The sequence below is a fragment of the Gelidimonas diazotrophica genome (assembly GCF_055694025.1).
Genome location: NZ_CM146349.1, coordinates 659,269 through 675,071 on the forward strand (window position 1 = coordinate 659,269; position 15,803 = coordinate 675,071).

The 15,803-nt window shown below is 56.4% G+C and carries 15 protein-coding genes; 5 read left to right on the top strand and 10 right to left on the bottom strand.

Annotated elements, in window-relative coordinates:
• Positions 1-34: 34 nt before the first annotated feature.
• From KGFNPO_RS03080 to KGFNPO_RS03090, 3 genes are read right to left on the bottom strand one after another with little or no spacing between them, the layout of a single operon-like run.
• Positions 35-1,213, bottom strand: a complete 1,179-nt coding sequence (locus tag KGFNPO_RS03080) for a CaiB/BaiF CoA transferase family protein (protein WP_472633038.1) — start codon at positions 1,211-1,213, stop codon at positions 35-37.
• 27 nt (positions 1,214-1,240) lie between these two features.
• A complete protein-coding gene (locus KGFNPO_RS03085) occupies positions 1,241-2,401 on the bottom strand; it encodes an acyl-CoA dehydrogenase family protein (RefSeq protein WP_472633039.1) in 1,161 nt (386 codons plus the stop codon).
• A gap of 27 nt (positions 2,402-2,428) precedes the next feature.
• Positions 2,429-3,319: an HTD2 family dehydratase gene (locus tag KGFNPO_RS03090; RefSeq protein WP_472633040.1), complete on the bottom strand. Its 891-nt coding sequence runs from the start codon at positions 3,317-3,319 to the stop codon at positions 2,429-2,431.
• Positions 3,320-3,481: 162 nt separating this feature from the next.
• Here KGFNPO_RS03090 and KGFNPO_RS03095 point away from each other — a divergent pair, with 162 nt between their 5' ends.
• Positions 3,482-4,420, top strand: a complete 939-nt coding sequence (locus KGFNPO_RS03095; protein WP_472633041.1) for a LysR family transcriptional regulator — start codon at positions 3,482-3,484, stop codon at positions 4,418-4,420.
• A gap of 21 nt (positions 4,421-4,441) precedes the next feature.
• Here KGFNPO_RS03095 and KGFNPO_RS03100 read toward each other — a convergent pair whose 3' ends face one another.
• On the bottom strand, positions 4,442-4,861 hold the full coding sequence (locus tag KGFNPO_RS03100; RefSeq protein WP_472633042.1) for an ANTAR domain-containing response regulator: 420 nt from the start codon (positions 4,859-4,861) through the stop codon (positions 4,442-4,444).
• 231 nt (positions 4,862-5,092) lie between these two features.
• Between KGFNPO_RS03100 and KGFNPO_RS03105 the strand changes: the two genes are divergently transcribed.
• A complete protein-coding gene (locus KGFNPO_RS03105; protein ID WP_472633043.1) occupies positions 5,093-5,317 on the top strand; it encodes a hypothetical protein in 225 nt (74 codons plus the stop codon).
• A 49-nt stretch (positions 5,318-5,366) separates the two neighbouring features.
• Here KGFNPO_RS03105 and KGFNPO_RS03110 read toward each other — a convergent pair whose 3' ends face one another.
• From KGFNPO_RS03110 to trxB, 6 genes are all read right to left on the bottom strand, one after another.
• Positions 5,367-6,917 carry a methyl-accepting chemotaxis protein gene (locus KGFNPO_RS03110; protein ID WP_472633044.1) on the bottom strand — a complete coding sequence of 517 codons (1,551 nt, stop codon included), beginning with the start codon at positions 6,915-6,917 and terminating at the stop codon, positions 5,367-5,369.
• 284 nt (positions 6,918-7,201) lie between these two features.
• Entirely contained in the window at positions 7,202-8,446 is a 1,245-nt protein-coding gene (locus KGFNPO_RS03115) for a nitronate monooxygenase (protein WP_472633045.1), read from the bottom strand.
• A 262-nt stretch (positions 8,447-8,708) separates the two neighbouring features.
• Positions 8,709-8,993 carry a hypothetical protein gene (locus KGFNPO_RS03120; RefSeq protein ID WP_472633046.1) on the bottom strand — a complete coding sequence of 95 codons (285 nt, stop codon included), beginning with the start codon at positions 8,991-8,993 and terminating at the stop codon, positions 8,709-8,711.
• Between the two features lie 60 nt (positions 8,994-9,053).
• Positions 9,054-9,359: a hypothetical protein gene (locus KGFNPO_RS03125; protein WP_472634375.1), complete on the bottom strand. Its 306-nt coding sequence runs from the start codon at positions 9,357-9,359 to the stop codon at positions 9,054-9,056.
• Between the two features lie 285 nt (positions 9,360-9,644).
• Entirely contained in the window at positions 9,645-10,283 is a 639-nt protein-coding gene (locus KGFNPO_RS03130; RefSeq protein WP_472633047.1) for a Smr/MutS family protein, read from the bottom strand.
• A gap of 78 nt (positions 10,284-10,361) precedes the next feature.
• Positions 10,362-11,309, bottom strand: coding sequence for a thioredoxin-disulfide reductase (gene trxB / locus KGFNPO_RS03135; protein ID WP_472633048.1), 948 nt, complete (start codon positions 11,307-11,309; stop codon positions 10,362-10,364).
• 282 nt (positions 11,310-11,591) lie between these two features.
• Between trxB and KGFNPO_RS03140 the strand changes: the two genes are divergently transcribed.
• From KGFNPO_RS03140 to KGFNPO_RS03150, 3 genes are all read left to right on the top strand, one after another.
• The gene (locus KGFNPO_RS03140) at positions 11,592-13,931 is read left to right on the top strand and encodes a DNA translocase FtsK (RefSeq protein WP_472633049.1); all 2,340 of its coding nucleotides are present in this window, start codon (positions 11,592-11,594) and stop codon (positions 13,929-13,931) included.
• A gap of 8 nt (positions 13,932-13,939) precedes the next feature.
• Positions 13,940-14,647 (top strand): outer membrane lipoprotein chaperone LolA, encoded by a 708-nt coding sequence (gene lolA, locus KGFNPO_RS03145; protein ID WP_472633050.1) that lies wholly within the window; start codon positions 13,940-13,942, stop codon positions 14,645-14,647.
• A 261-nt stretch (positions 14,648-14,908) separates the two neighbouring features.
• A complete protein-coding gene (locus KGFNPO_RS03150; RefSeq protein WP_472633051.1) occupies positions 14,909-15,538 on the top strand; it encodes a hypothetical protein in 630 nt (209 codons plus the stop codon).
• The last annotated feature ends 265 nt before the right edge of the window (positions 15,539-15,803 follow it).

Consider the following 15,803-nt stretch of genomic DNA (forward strand, 5'->3'; position numbering starts at 1 on the left):
CATATCCTGCTTAGTTAAGTCGCTTTAAATCGCTTTAGATCGCGTGCTGGTTGCGCAGCGCGTTGATGGCTTCGCTGTCGTAACCGAGTTGGCCCAGGATCGCATCGGTATGCTGACCCAGAGCAGGCACCGCATCCATGCGCGCACTGTAGGTATTGGGCACGCCGGGCGGCAGCAAGGCCGGAATTTTCCCCGCCGGGGTATCGATTTCCACCCAGCGCTCCCGCGCTTTCAGTTGCGCGTGTTGCCACAAGTCGTGCATGTCGTTCATCCGGGCGTTGGCGATCTGGGCGGCGTCCAGCCGTTCGATCACCTGTTCGGCGCTGAGTGTGGAAAATGCATCAATGATGATGGTGCGCAATTCCTGGCGCGCCGCGGTGCGTTGCGAATTGGATGAAAAGCGCGGGTCATCGGTCAGCGTCGGCTGCAGCAATACCTTGTCGCAAAAGAGTCGCCATTCACGCTCGTTTTGCAGCCCCAGCATGACGATCTTGCCATCGCCGGCCGTGAATGGGCCGTAAGGATAAATCGTCGCGTGGGCGGCACCGGCACGCGGCGGCGGCGCGGCATCATCGAATGCGTAGTACAGCGGATAACTCATCCACTCGACCATGCTTTCCAGCATTGATACGTCGATATTGCAACCCTGGCCGGTTTTGCCGCGCTGAATCAGTGCGGCAAGAATATTGGTGTACGCATACATGCCGGCGGCGATGTCGGCAATCGAGCAGCCGGCCTTGGCCGGCTCGTCCGGTGAGCCGGTAATCGACAGGAAACCAGATTCGCTCTGGATCAATAAGTCGTACGCCTTCTTGTCGCGATAAGGACCGTTGGCGCCATAGCCGGAAATGTCACAGACGATCAGTCGCGGGAATCTTTCGTGTAGCGCTTCGTATGACAAACCGAGACGGGCAGCAGCGCCGGGCGCGAGGTTTTGCACCAGTACGTCGGCGCTTTCCAGCAACTGCACCAGAATGCTGCCGGCTTCTGCATGCTTGACATCGAGTGTCAGGCTTTCCTTGGAACGGTTGGTCCAGACGAAGTGCGAAGCCAGTCCGCGTACCCGTTCATCGTAAGCGCGGGCAAAATCGCCGACGCCGGGGCGCTCGACCTTGATCACGCGCGCGCCGAGATCGGCCAGTTGGCGGGTGCAGAACGGCGCCGCAATCGCGTGTTCGAGGGTGATGACGGTAATGCCGTCCAGTGGTCGCATGATGTTGTCTCTCAAGTAGGAGTGCGTTCAGAATGAGCGCGGCAGGCCGAGCACATGCTCGGAGACATACGACAGGATCAGGTTGGTCGAGATCGGCGCGACCTGATACAGCCGGGTTTCGCGGAATTTGCGCTCGACGTCGTATTCATGCGCAAAGCCGAAGCCGCCGTGGAATTGCAGGCAGGCGTTGGCGGCTTCCCACGATGCGTCGGCTGCCAACAGTTTCGCCATGTTGGCCTGGGTGCCGCACGGTTGATGCGCATCGAACAATTCGCACGCCTTGTAGCGCATCAGGTTGGCGGCTTCGAGGTTGATGTAGGCTCTCGCGATCGGGAACTGCACGCCCTGGTTCTGGCCGATCGGCCGCCCGAAGACGATGCGTTCGTTGACGTATTTGGTCACCTTGTCGATGAACCAGTAGCCGTCGCCGATGCATTCGGCGGCGATCAGCGTGCGTTCCGCATTCAGGCCGTCGAGGATGTACTTGAATCCCTTGCCTTCTTCGCCGATCAGATTTTCTGCCGGGATTTCCAGGTTTTCAAAGAACAGCTCATTGGTCTCATGGTTCACCATGTTCAGGATCCGTTGCACCGTGAGGCCGTTGCCGATGGCTGCGCGCAGATCGACCAGGAAAATCGACATGCCCTCGGATTTTTTCTTTACCTCTGCCAGCGGCGTGGTGCGCGCCAGCAAAATCATCAGGTCGGAATGCTGTACCCGTGAAATCCAGACCTTTTGACCGTTGATCACATAACGGTCGCCTTTTTTGACGGCGGTGGTCTTGATTTTCGTGGTATCTGTGCCGGTGGAAGGCTCGGTCACGGCCATGGTCTGCAGCCGCAATTCTCCGCTGGCAATTTTGGGCAGATATTCGTTTTTCTGCCGCTCGGAACCGTGCCGCAACAGCGTGCCCATGTTGTACATCTGGCCGTGGCAAGCGCCCGAATTGCCGCCTGAACGGTTGATCTCTTCCATGATCACCGAGGCTTCGGTCAGGCCCAGGCCGGAGCCGCCGTATTCCGGCGGGATCAGCGCGGCCAGCCAGCCGGCCTTGGTCAGCGCATCGACGAACTGCTCCGGATAACCGCGCTCCTGGTCGATACGGCGAAAATACTCGGGTGGAAATTCTGCGCACAATGCGCGCACCGCATCGCGTATCTCTTGAAATTTATCTGCTGGCGTCAACATCTTATGGCTCCTGAATTATGGGTTAAATTATTGCTTACTGAGCGGACCGGCAAGTTTTGCCTCGGCCTGCATCGCAAGTTCGCCGCGCGTATTCTGCGCCCACAGTTGCACGCTGCGGCCGTCTGCGGCGGGTTGTCCGCACAAGGTAAACGGCTCGATGTCGAACAAAGGGCCGACTGCGCGGAAATTGAATTCGGTCAGGCGTGCATCCGGCAGATGCCGGCGTACCAGATCAGCCAGCAGCGTCGCAATCAGCGGGCCGTGGACGATCAGGCCGGGATAGCCTTCAACCCCGGTCACGTAGCTGCGGTCGTAATGGATGCGATGGCCATTGAAGGTCAGGGCAGAGTAGCGGAACAGCAAAACCGGATCGGGGGTCACAGTGCGCCGCCATAGTGCTTCGGTCGGGGCCGGTTTTGACGCCGCTGCAATTGCACCGGGTTGCGGCAGGGATTGCGACATATTGCGGTACACGATGTCGTGTTCTTCGGTGATGGCGATGACGCCGTCGGCGGCAATTTCATGCTGTACCGTAACGAACGCCAACTGGCCGCTTTGGCCGTTTTTGCCGGTGATACTCTTGATTTTCGAGACGCGTGTGGCGGCGGCCCCAATCGGCAGTGGTACCGGAAAGGTCAGGCGTCCTCCAGCCCACATCCGGCGCGGCAACGGGATTGGCGGCAAGAATCCACCCCGCTGCGGGTGGCCGTCAGCGCCGATTTCGGATTCCCGGCAGTGGGTCCAGAAATAGATCCAGTGCCACAATGGCGGCAATGCGGAGCCCGGTTGTGGAGCGGTAGTATGATCCAGCGTCGCAGCAAGCGCGGCCGCAAGCGCGGCATCGATCAGATCGGCGCGCACTTCCTGGCGTCCGACCCACTGTTGCATCAATTCCAAGTCAAATGACACAGATTCCATCGTATATCGGGCGCAGTGCCGGGTTGGTTAATCAATGATGGCTAGTCTGTGCCACGTCAGCGGCGATGACAATCTGCATTTTTGGAAGGGTGCCTTTGGCTGCGGTGAATTCTGCTTTACTGTTATTAGACGTATATTTAAGCAAACAAGGAGCGCCTGAGCATGCTTTTCGATCTGACCGACCTGCGCCTGCTGATTACTATCGGTGAACTTCACAGCCTGACGCGCAGCGCCGAGCGCATGCATCTGTCGCTGGCGGCCACCAGTAATCGGATCAAGGAACTGGAAGCGCGTTTTGGCATGAAGCTGCTCTATCGCGAGAGTCGCGGGGTGCAATTAACGGCTGCCGGCATGACCTTGTTGCATCATGCGCAACTGTTGATGCAGCAGGTCGAGCGCTGCAAGAGCGACATGCAGCAGTTCAACAACGGCATCAAGGGGCATATCCGCATCTTCGCCAATACCACTGCGGTGACGGAGTTCATGCCGGAAGTGCTGCGCTCGTTCCTTGCCACCCATCCGCATGTCAACGTCGCGCTTGAGGAGCGGCTCAATCAGGAAATCGTGCGCGGGATTCGGGATGGAACCGCTGATATCGGCATCGTGGCCGGCCCGATCCAGGGTGATGGACTGGAGATACTGAATTTTTCCACCGATAAACTGGTGCTGGCGACCGCACTGGAGCACCCGTTGGCGGGCAAGGAGCGCATCGCGTTTGCAGAAACGCTTGAATACGAGCATATCGGCTTGCACGAGGGCAGTACCTTGCACCATTTCTTGAGCCGGATAGTGTCCGAAAGCGGCCAGCACCTGAAATTGCGGATTCAGGTGCGCAGCTTTGAAGCGATGTGCCGGATGATCGAAACCAATATTGGGATCGGCATCCTGCCGCAGTCAGCCGCATTGCGTCACAGCCGCTCGATGCAACTGGCATTGGTTGACCTGACTGAACCTTGGGCGGTTCGGGAGCGTAGCGTCGTGGTGCAAAAACTCGATGCATTACCGCTGTATGCGCGTGAACTGGTGGATTTTATCTGTAAGCCGGCAGCGCCTAGCCAGCAGCGCGTCGAGCAAAACCGCAAAATTATGGATGAAAAATAAAACCAGCCGAGCCGGGCAGCCTTACTCTTTTGCCTGGGCCAAAATGCTCCCGCCTGGCTTGATTTGCTGCTGCCGGGCAAATTTCAGCACAGCGTTGCGGATTGTCGTGAGCACCGTTTGCGGATTGAATGGCTTGACGATGAAGCCCTGCACCCCGCGCTGCAAGGCGCTCTGTATCGTCGCCGAATCGATCTTGCCGGAGACCAGGAAAACCAGCGCCTTAGGCAATTCACTGCGTATCGAATCGAGCAGCGTCAAGCCGTCGCTATTGGCTTCGCCGATATCGATGCAGACGATCTGCGGCCGCAGCTTGATCATCTTGGCCAGCCCGGCGGGACTGGTATTGCTGTCACCCACCACATGGTGACCGCCATTGGTCAAAACGGTATTCAATAGATCCCGCGAGATGGCATTGCCGTCCAGAATGACCACTTTTAGCATAGTTAACTCTTAAAATGACAGATGCGGATTGTCGGCTGTAGTGTATGAGCCGGTGCCATCGCATCATAAATAAAATTGTCGTTTCGCGCCACCCGCCAGGCTAATGCATGCAGGTCTGCCGGCACCAATCTCGATTTCCACGTATTTCGACTTTGGAGGAGCGAGGAATAGGGCAAAATACGCACCGGGCTTTACCCGTAACCGATGGAGTTGAAGAATGGGAGTTGACGAATGACTTATGAAGAATATCTGGACGAAGTAACCACGCTGATGACGGAAATGTACGATCTGAGCGACGCCGCTGCGATCAAATACGTGATGCGCGCGCAAGCCGGAAACTTCTTTTCGCTGCATGACGACGACGAAACCTTGCGCACTCAGGAACACGCAGTTCAGGATGCAAAAACGGTATACGAGCAGCGCAACAAGCCAAACCCAGAATCGTTTCGCAAATAATCCTGGAAATCACCGGCTGCTTCCCGCAATGCGTCCAGCGCGACTGTGGCTATGCCGAAGTGCTGGAACGGTAGCCGACGCGGAATCCGCCCCAGTGTTTTCCTGCAACATAAATCGGCACCGATAAATCGTGCATGACTTCGCCGGTGTCGCGTTTGTAGGTCTGCAGCAAAAATGGTTTGGTATTGGCGCCGCAACGGCTGCCGGTGCGGTCATTGAAGATGCGCTTGGTGCGGTTGTTGACCAGATCGGTTTCATAGTCCCCGGTCAGCGGCCTGGAAAACTTCTTGTTGTGGGTAGGAAAATAGCCATTGTTGTCGACTGCGCCGGCGTAGGCAAGTTGCGGCATGTCGGCCAATATCTTTTCCTGTAGTTCGGGCAGCACGCGGTCGGTAAATGCGTCGAATTTGGTCGAGTGCTTGGGCGGATTGGTATTCTGGATCGGCGTGTAGCTGCGGTCGAACAAGGCCCCCTCGCTGATGCGCCCGCTGGCAATCGCTTCGGTAAACAGCTGGCTGACTGCTTTTGCGCCAGCTGCAGCCGCCGCATGGTTGGCGTCGTGAGAGGTGGTCGCATTGAATTCGGTGATGGCGCTGAACATGGCTTCGGCCCGTTCCATGAGCGCCATCGCAGCGCTTGCGGCCAGTGGCAACTCTGCTTCGGTGGCCAGCAGGCCGTCGCGTATGATCACAATGGCATCTGCAATCGACTGGGAAGTCTGGACATGGTCGCGCGAGGCGGTGGCAATCTGCTGGATTTCGGTCTGGGATTCTCCGGAGGCGCGTTCAATCTCGCTCAAAAATGTGTGCACCCGCTCCACATTGTGGGCAGCCTCGGTCACCTTGGTGGTCAGCGCCTGCATGCCGGTGGCGGCGTGTTCGGCTTGATCATTAATCTCGCGCACCATCACCCCGATATCGTCGGTGGCTTCTTTGGTACGTTGCGCCAATTGCCGGACTTCGCCTGCCACCACGGCAAAGCCGCGGCCGTGTTCGCCGGCGCGGGCCGCTTCAATCGCCGCATTGAGCGCCAGCAGGTTGGTGCGGGCCGCGATTTCGTTGATGACTTCGGTGATGCCGTGAATCCGGCGTGATTTTTCCTGCAGTGCCGTCATGGTGCTCAGTGCAGCCTGCGCATCCAGTCGGGCATTGTTAATCTGAACCAAGCCCTGATCGACTTCGGCCCGCCCGGCCATGCTCTGACTGCGCACATCGGAGGCGACTTTCGATGCCTGCTCTGCATTGGCCGCGATTTGCTTGGTCATGCTGGCATTGTGTGCGGAACTGATGGCAATATCTTCGGTGGTGCGCACATCCAGATCGATTTTTTTCTTTACCGAATCGACAAAGTAGGAAGTCTCGGCCGAACCGATCATGATGAAATCGAGTTCATGACTGATCAGGTCGGCGAGCCGGGCTTCGTTGGCATTGTTGGGTTTGCCCAGCAGCAAAACCAGCAAGCCGCCGGCTGTTGCCAGTGCGGTCAATAGTACTGGGCTAATCGCAGCGCCAATCAGCCAGTTGCCCAAAGCCGCCAGCGCGGCGCTTGCTGCTACTACGAGAATACCCAGGAATAGGGGGCGAAGTAACTTGTTTTGCAAAACCTTGTCTCCTTGTCCAAATATTTTGGTCGCTTTGCGTATTAATATTGCTGGCAAAAGCACCGTGCCGATGCAATATTTATGCCTGATGGCAACGCTTTTTTGATCAATGGATCGTGCGCCGGTCAGATTACATCAAGCTTACATAGTCAAAGAGTAGACACTGGCTTGGCCGGATTCAGCATTGCACTGAATCCTGTTCGCATGCCGCGAACAATTGCCAATCCAGTACTCAGCGCATACTCAGCGCACCACACGGCTGCACTTGGCACGGCCGGATAGATTTATTCCGGCAACGCGATTTTGTTGTCAACGCTGTACTGGTAGTCGAGGAAAATGTGTTCCGCGCTGAGTCCCAGGTAACTACCATCTTCCAGACGGCGCGTGGTGTCTTTCAGGCGATAGGTATATTGCCCGCAAGTCCAGCAGTTGTAATTGCGCATGTGGGTGCACAGGCAGGTCTTGTCCATTACCGAGATGGCCTTGTCGTTCGGATGCGCTTCCACTTCCCGGTTGTAGGCGGTGATGTAGGCGCAGTTGCCGTTACCGTCCAGCAGATAGCCATAGGATTCGCAATTCGGGCGGATGCCGGAACCAATCGCCGGCGTGTTCTTGAGCATGCGCATCGGATAGCCGGTCGGCGAGATCGTGTTGACGATAATGTCTTCCTCGCTGGCCTTGAAATATTCCTGCTTGTCTTTGGCTGGCAGGCCGCATTCATTGGCTACCGTAAAGCGGGTTGCTACTTGCACCCCTACTGCGCCATTTTCGAGGAAGGAAACGGCGTCGCTGCCGGTAAAAATACCGCCGGCGGCGATCAGCGGGATATCCAGTTGTTCCGTTTTGAGAAATTGCGCAATCTCGGCCATGATCGTGGCCAGATCGTACTGCGCCCAATCCATGCCGAAACCGAGATGTCCGCCCGCCAATGGGCCTTCGACCACCACGTAATCCGGCAAGCGATTCAGCTTGGCATTCTTGCGCAGGAAAATCTGCAGCGCACGCACCGATGACACGATGATGCCCAGCCTGGCATCGCGAAAGCGCGGATGATCTGCGATCAGCCCGAATGAGCCCAGGTGCAGGCCGGCGCTCAGGGTGATGCCGTCAATTCCTGCATCCAGTGCTGACACCAGACGCACCCGCAGCGTTTCGCGCGGCGCATTCATGGTGAGCTTTTCCATGCAATTGACCCAGATTTCACCGTCGCCGCGCTTGGCTTGCATCGCATTGCCGACATGCAGTTTGGTAGCCTCGGCCAGATGGCCGAGGTCAAAATGGATGTCGGTCTTGTCCGAATTGTTGATGTTGTACTTGTACAGCCGGGTTTTATCCTTGACGAAGCTGGTGTCAAAGCGCCGATCTGAAACCTCATTGACCATCGCGTCCGAAATGTGGCCGACGCCGCCCAGGCGCGCTGCTTCCAGCGCCAACGATGCGGTCGAAATATCCACGCCCATGCCGCCGATAATGAGTGGCACCAACTCTTTTTTGCCGAATTTCAGTCGGAAATCATCAACACGTTTCATCATAATCCTTGGGCTACTTGATTGTTCACAGGCTTGCATTCTTATGTACTGCATGTACTGCACTTGGCGATTTTTGCCTAAAAATGCGGCAGCCGATAGTCTATCAGCGACGGCCAATGACAGACAACTTAAGCCGCGCCGTGTCGCTTACGGCGATTCCATCGGCGTGAAATTGCCGCTGTTCATTTGCTGAACAGCAATTCTTTCGGAGCAGTCTGATGACATGTGGCGTCGGGCTTGATGCCGGGTTTAGCGCGGAGGGCTATTTCAGGCCCAGCTTGACGCGCGTGGCATCGATTAGCGCGGTATCGTACGGATACAGGTTTTCGATAAAAAACAGTTCGGTGCCGGCCGGATCTTCCAGACACATCGTCAGCATCAGCGGGCCATCGTCTTCCACGCCCAGAAAATCCTTGCCCCAGCGATTTTGCCGATGCGTGCGCAACACTTCCCACCCCAGTTTTGCCAGAGGCGCGGCTACACCGGCCGCCAGGGCTTCGTGTTGCCATTCATCCCAAAAGAATTTTTTTGCTGCTTGATCGTCCATCGGTAAGTGTTCCTCGGTGAATAGTTAGGCCGCCATTTTACTCTTGAAACCGTTCGGTAATTACTTCCCGTCGCGCAGGCGCTGCAACAGCGTTTCAACGCTGTCGCTGATCGGCGCGCCTTGCTGGCGCAGCAGTTGGATGTGCAGCACCAGATTTTCCAGCACCAGTTTGGCGGCCACCGCCAACAGGGCCAGATGACGGTCTTCGTGGCTAAAACTATCCATTGCCGCCGTCATCTCGCACAAATGGTTGGCAACCAGCGCACGCAGCGCCGTCTCTTCAAACGGCAGGTCGGCGAAGTCGATCGGATCTTCCAGTTCGACTTCCTGGATCAGCGCTTCCAGTTGCTGCGGAGTAATCGGCATGGCTGGCATGATCGGGCTCCTGTTGAGAAGATAACCATATTTTAGATCAGGACCGACTTATAGCCATGCATCGGCAGTAACCGGATAATCTCGCGCTTCAGCTTGCGCATTAAAAAACAGGGGGTATAGGATTAAACAGGCATGTTTGCGCGTATTTCTATTGCGCATATTAAAAATACATAATGATGTATGTGCAGAATTGAAATGCTGTACAAGCGCATCTGCGCCGCTTGCGTAAACAAACTTGATGAAGTTATCAAGAATGCCTGATTCAGGCGTTCAACTTCAGGCGTTCAACAATACTACCAGTGCTCCCGAGCCGCCATCCGATGCCTTGGCCTGGCAAAAGGCGATGACTTCTTCCTTTTGCACCAGCCAGTTGCGCACTTTTTGTTTCAGCACCGGTTCCTTGTTTACAGAGCCGAGTCCCTTGCCATGAATGATGCGCACGCAGCGCAGGCCGCTGCGGCTGGCGTGGCGCAAGAATGCGCCCAGCGCGTCGCGCGCTTCGTCGCGTCGCAAGCCGTGCAGATCGAGCTGATCCTGGATGGTCCAATGGCCCTTGCGTAATTTGCGCACCACATCGGCGCTGACGCCGCTACGGGTATAGCTCAAGCTATCGTCGGTATCGAGCAGTGTTTCGGCGTCGAAATCATCCGATAGCGACTCTTGCAACGCGGCTTTCTCGTCCGCCAGGTGATGACGGGCAATCGGTTGCGGCCGTACCGGCGTGGTAGCTACTCTGTCTGGCACCGCCAGCGGCGCGACCTTACCGATACTGCGGCGAAACAGGTCGGCTTCCAACTGCGCCGCTTGTTCGCGCCGTAGTTGCTCGGCATCTGCCACGGCGCGCGCCTCTTGTTGCACTTTCAGGCGGGCGCGCAACTTACCAAGGTCGGCGAAGTTCTTGAGTGAGGCTGGCATGGCGCTGTGGGTAAATAAATGTGACGGGAAATGTTGATTGCGCAGGGTACAAATTGCGCACCCTGCGCATGCACGGAGTTAGTTTTCCAAATAACGCTGCGCATCGAGTGCGGCCATGCAGCCGGTACCGGCGCTGGTGATTGCCTGACGGTAAATGCTGTCTTGGACGTCGCCGGCGGCGAATACGCCCGGCACGCTGGTTGCCGTAGCCATTCCCTGCAATCCGGTTCTGGTCTGGATATAACCGCTTTTCATGTCGAGCTGACCTTCGAAAATGGCGGTATTCGGTTTGTGGCCGATCGCAATGAAAACGCCGTGCAGCGTGATGGGCGTAATGCTGCCATCGATCATCGATTTGAGGTTCATGCCGGTAACGCCCGATGCATCGCCGGTCACTTCATCGAGGGTATGGTTGTACTTGAGCTCGATCTTGCCTTCGGCCACTTTCGCCATCAGGTGATCGATCAGGATCGCTTCGGCGCGGAACTTGTCGCGGCGGTGCACCAGCGTGACCTTGCTGGCGATGTTGGACAGGTAGATCGCTTCTTCGACTGCGGTATTGCCGCCGCCGATGACGGCGACTTCCTTGCCCCGGTAAAAGAAGCCGTCGCAGGTGGCGCAGGCGGATACGCCTTTGCCCATGAACGTTTCTTCCGATGGCAAGCCGAGGTATTGCGCCGAGGCGCCGGTGGCAATGATCAGCGCGTCGCAGGTGTATTCGCCCTGGTCGCCGATCAAACGAATCGGTTTTTCACTCAACTTTGTGGTGTGAATATGGTCAAAAATAATTTCGGTGTTAAAACGTTCGGCATGTTGCTGGAAGCGCTGCATCAGTTCCGGCCCCTGCACGCCCAACGGGTCCGCTGGCCAGTTATCGACCTCGGTGGTGGTCATCAATTGGCCGCCTTGCTCGATGCCGGTGATCAGCACTGGGTTCAGATTGGCGCGGGCGGCATACACCGCAGCCGAATAACCGGCGGGGCCGGAGCCGAGAATCAGTACATGTGCGTGTTTGGGTGTGGACATGAGATCTTTACCTAAAAGAGAGGGGCAAGGGGGCGTGGCGCGTAGGATGTTTACAATTATATTATGCTGCCGTGCAGCATAATATCAAGGGCGGGATGAGTAGGAAACGAGTAGGAAGTTAGTGCTGCGCCCGAAAACTGGTTAAGATTATAGACCAAGCACCAAACCACCCTGTTTCGCGGATGCGCATCCATCTTGCTACTTACCTGTTACTTATTTGCTACTCATTTGCTAATTCTTTGCTATTTACTTGCTTTTTAGAACGATGCTGATACCTGCACTATGACCAGAACAAGCCAAACCTATACCCGTACTCCCAAGCCGCCAGTAGCGCCTTTGCCGAGCCGTCTGGCACGCCTGCTGTTCGAAGCGCGCTGGATTGCTTTTTGCGTATTAACCGTTTACATGATCCTGATACTGGCCAGCTACTCTCAGGTTGATCCCGGCTGGTCGCATGCCAATGCGGTGCCGGCCTTGCATAATCTGGGCGGCAGCACCGGCGCCTGGATCGCCGATCTGCTGCTGTTTATCTTTGGATTTTCGGCCTGGTGGTGGTGTGTCTTGATGTTGTGCGAAGTCTGGCGCGGCTATCGGCGCTTGACGCACAAGTTTTTGCTGCCGGTCGCGATCCAGCCCGAACCGGTGCACCGCTACGAGGGATGGATACGCGCCGCCGGCTTTGCGCTGATGCTTGCGGGTAGCGTCGGGCTGGAGCATGCGCGTTTGTATACTCTGCCGGTGCAACTGCCGCGCACACCTGGCGGGGTGCTGGGCGACCTGATCGGCACTACCGCGCACAGCGCATTGGGATTTACCGGCGCCACCTTGCTGCTATTGCTGTTGTTCGGACTCGGTTTCAGCCTGTTTTTCCGGGTCTCCTGGCTGGCTGTTGCGGAGCGGGTCGGCGCGACGCTTGAAAGCGCTTTCAAATGGACGAAATACGCCTACTGGGCGCGGCAAGACCGCAAGCTGGGGCTGGTGGCTGCAGTCAAGCGCGAAGAAATCGTAGTCCACGAGCGCGCCAAGATCGTCGAAGCGCCGCCCATTAGAATCGAACCGCAAATAACGGCGGTGCCCAAATCGGAGCGGGCCGAAAAAGAGCGGCAGGTGACGCTGTTTAACGATCTGCAGGATGGTAGTTTGCCGCCGCTGTCGCTGCTGGATGAAGCGCCGCCGGCGAAGGAAACCGTCAGCGTCGAGACGCTGGAATTCACCAGCCGCCTGATTGAGAAAAAACTGTCGGATTTCGGCGTGATCGCTAAGGTGGTGGCCGCCTATCCGGGCCCGGTTGTCACCCGTTACGAGATCGAACCCGCCACCGGCGTCAAGGGCAGCCAGGTGGTCGGATTGGCGCGCGATATCGCCCGTTCATTGTCGCTGACCTCGATTCGGGTGGTCGAAACCATCCCCGGCAAGACTTACATGGCGCTGGAACTGCCGAACCCGAAACGCCAGATCGTGCGCCTGACCGAGATCCTGAGTTCCAATGTCTATAACGACAGCGTTTCCAGCCTGACCATTGCGCTGGGCAAGGATATCGCCGGCCTGCCAGTGGTTGCCGACCTGGCCAAAATGCCGCATCTGCTGGTGGCCGGCACCACCGGTTCCGGCAAATCGGTCGGGATCAACGCCACCATTTTGTCGCTGCTGTACAAATCCGATCCGAACGACGTGCGGATGATCTTGATCGACCCGAAAATGCTCGAACTGTCGATCTACGAAGGCATCCCGCATCTATTGGCCCCGGTGGTGACAGATATGCGCCAGGCCGCGCACGCGTTGAACTGGGCGGTGGCCGAAATGGAGCGCCGCTACAAACTGATGTCCAAGCTCGGCGTGCGTAACCTGGCCGGCTACAACGTCAAGATTGCCGAAGCCGCCAAGCGCGAAGAGCACATCCCGAATCCCTTCAGCCTGACGCCCGACGCTCCCGAACCGCTGGAAAAGCTGCCCACCATCGTCATCATCATCGACGAGCTGGCCGATTTGCTGATGGTGGTCGGCAAGAAGGTCGAGGAATTGATCGCCCGCATCGCCCAGAAAGCGCGCGCCGCCGGCTTGCATCTGATCCTGGCGACGCAGCGGCCCTCGGTGGATGTGATTACCGGCCTGATCAAGGCCAACATCCCGACCCGCATTGCATTCCAGGTCAGCAGCAAGATCGACTCGCGCACGATTCTGGATCAGATGGGCGCGGAAGCGCTGCTCGGCATGGGCGACATGCTGTACATGCCGCCCGGCACCGGGTTGCCGGTGCGGGTGCATGGCGCCTTCGTCTCCGACGAGGAAGTGCACCGCGTGGTCGAGCACCTGAAAGCCCTGGGGGAACCTAATTACATCGAAGGCATCCTGGAAGGCGGCGTGCTGGAGGAGGGCGCTGATGGCGCGTTCGGCGAAGCGGGTGCCGGCGGCACTGAATCCGATGTGTTGTACGACCAAGCGGTCGCCATCGTGCTGAAGAATCGCCGTGCCTCGATCTCGCTGGTGCAACGACATTTACGCATTGGTTACAATCGCGCCGCCCGTTTACTGGAACAAATGGAGCAAACTGGCATCGTATCTACCATGCAATCCAACGGTAACCGCGAAATTCTGGTGCCGGCAGGAAACAATGCAGAATAAGGAAAAAAATGACAACGCAAACCATGCATCAATATAGCAATCCCACTCCATATACGCATCAACAAGCCACCCAAAAAGGGTGTCGGTCACGTACATTTGCCAGGCTGTTGGCCATCACCATGCTGGCGTTTGCGCCAATAATTGCCGACGCCGCCGCGCTGGACCAGTTCAGATCCTTTGTCGCCAGCACCAAAGCCGCCAAAGGCGAGTTCACCCAGCGCCAGGTCAAGATGACGGACGGCACCGCCAAGGTATCGAACGTCTCCAGCGGCAGTTTCAGCTTCGCCCGCCCTGGCAAGTTCATCTGGACCTACCAGAAACCGTACGAGCAATTGCTGCAAGCCGATGGCGACAAGCTCTACATTTTCGATAAAGACCTGAATCAGGTCACCGTCAAAAAACTCGGCGACGCGCTCGCCTCCAGTCCCGCCGCCATCCTGTTCGGCAGCAACGACCTGGAAAAGAATTTCAAGCTGAAAGATGCCGGCACCAAAGACGGCATGGAATGGCTGGACGCCACGCCCAAATCCAAGGACAGCACTTTCGAGCACATCGGCATCGGCCTGCGCAACGGCGTGCCGCAAGCAATGGAACTGCGCGACGCCTTCGGCCAAGTGTCGTTGCTGACATTCAAGAATTTCGAGAAAAATCCGGTGCTTCCCGCCAACGGCTTCAAATTCGTGGTGCCGAAGGGTGCGGACGTTTTCAATAATTAGTCGATAGGAGCGAATCGGATTGAGCCTGGATTTTCCGGTTGATCGCTTATTTCATTCGATAACTGCATGATCATATTGACGTTTTTTTCTATTAATACGTTTGTCTTTTGGATGTCCGTGCTGCAGGTGGGAGCGATACGCCGGGCGCGCATTGTGTTTCCGTCACCCTGATTTAAGCGGAAATGGTCTTCCGGTCTATTTGTGTTGCCGTTGGGATAAAGAGTATATTGCCTCGAATAATTAATATCCCAACAAAAACACATGAATTTCAATACCTTGCGCGAACATCCTTATTCGCCGGGGCGCAGCCTGACGGTGCTGATAAGCATCATGCTGACAGTGACCGTACTTTCTTTCATTCTGTGGAAAAACGATCCGCTGATAGCGGAAGAGAATCACGCCATTGAATTGGCGGAGTCCACCTTTCTATTGCTTGCTTGTTTCATGCATGGCGAACGGGCGTTCCATTTGAAAATGTCTGCGCTGAATTTCCCTATCCATGCAGGGCTTGCCTTGCTGATGTATTCCTTTGCATTACGGGAACTCGATATTGATCAATTCGGCAGTGCAGAAATATGGCCGCTGGTCGAGCGTATTTTCAGACTAGCAGGCGTGGCGTTGTGGGTAGTTTTTCTGATTATTCTGATGCCGCGCATCAAACAAATTTTTTCTCGCCGGTCAGCGATTCTAGTGCTGCCCGTCATGCTTCTGACACTATGGGGCGGCTTGTTCTACATCGCGTCCTGGCCTTTCGATAAAGAAATATTTTCTGCGCTGCCGCATGATTATTCGAGATTTATTGAAGAAGTGCTGGAGCTCAATGCTGGCGTCATCCTTTTCGCAGCATCGCTCGCCGATTCCTCGCTTCAAAGTCCGGTGAGCAATGTCTGAACCGCAAGCCCAGAGAGATTCTTCAGAAAGTCATGCACGCAAACCGACTCTTGGGCTTCAGAGAAAATGGGGCGTCATATTGTCGCTTACTGCAATAATTTGTTGGGAGTATGCCGATAAATTGCGCATATTCCGCAGTATTTAATTGCGTATTAAAAAAATACAGCACACAGTACATTGCCCTGTAATGCGCCGATTATGCGCCAGTTATGCCGCGGCGGGAGAACGCGAAATATCCACTTATCTATCCACTTAGCTGCTGCTT

Excerpts from the sequence above, each read along its gene's own strand:
- KGFNPO_RS03080 (WP_472633038.1), bottom strand. The coding sequence starts at position 1,213 with ATGCGACCACTGGACGGCATTACCGTCATCACCCTCGAACACGCGATT.
- KGFNPO_RS03085 (WP_472633039.1), bottom strand. The coding sequence starts at position 2,401 with ATGTTGACGCCAGCAGATAAATTTCAAGAGATACGCGATGCGGTGCGC.
- KGFNPO_RS03090 (WP_472633040.1), bottom strand. The coding sequence starts at position 3,319 with ATGGAATCTGTGTCATTTGACTTGGAATTGATGCAACAGTGGGTCGGA.
- KGFNPO_RS03095 (WP_472633041.1), top strand. The coding sequence starts at position 3,482 with ATGCTTTTCGATCTGACCGACCTGCGCCTGCTGATTACTATCGGTGAA.
- KGFNPO_RS03100 (WP_472633042.1), bottom strand. The coding sequence starts at position 4,861 with ATGCTAAAAGTGGTCATTCTGGACGGCAATGCCATCTCGCGGGATCTA.
- KGFNPO_RS03105 (WP_472633043.1), top strand. The coding sequence starts at position 5,093 with ATGACTTATGAAGAATATCTGGACGAAGTAACCACGCTGATGACGGAA.
- KGFNPO_RS03115 (WP_472633045.1), bottom strand. The coding sequence starts at position 8,446 with ATGAAACGTGTTGATGATTTCCGACTGAAATTCGGCAAAAAAGAGTTG.
- KGFNPO_RS03120 (WP_472633046.1), bottom strand. The coding sequence starts at position 8,993 with ATGGACGATCAAGCAGCAAAAAAATTCTTTTGGGATGAATGGCAACAC.
- KGFNPO_RS03125 (WP_472634375.1), bottom strand. The coding sequence starts at position 9,359 with ATGCCGATTACTCCGCAGCAACTGGAAGCGCTGATCCAGGAAGTCGAA.
- KGFNPO_RS03130 (WP_472633047.1), bottom strand. The coding sequence starts at position 10,283 with ATGCCAGCCTCACTCAAGAACTTCGCCGACCTTGGTAAGTTGCGCGCC.
- trxB (WP_472633048.1), bottom strand. The coding sequence starts at position 11,309 with ATGTCCACACCCAAACACGCACATGTACTGATTCTCGGCTCCGGCCCC.
- KGFNPO_RS03140 (WP_472633049.1), top strand. The coding sequence starts at position 11,592 with ATGACCAGAACAAGCCAAACCTATACCCGTACTCCCAAGCCGCCAGTA.
- lolA (WP_472633050.1), top strand. The coding sequence starts at position 13,940 with ATGACAACGCAAACCATGCATCAATATAGCAATCCCACTCCATATACG.
- KGFNPO_RS03150 (WP_472633051.1), top strand. The coding sequence starts at position 14,909 with ATGAATTTCAATACCTTGCGCGAACATCCTTATTCGCCGGGGCGCAGC.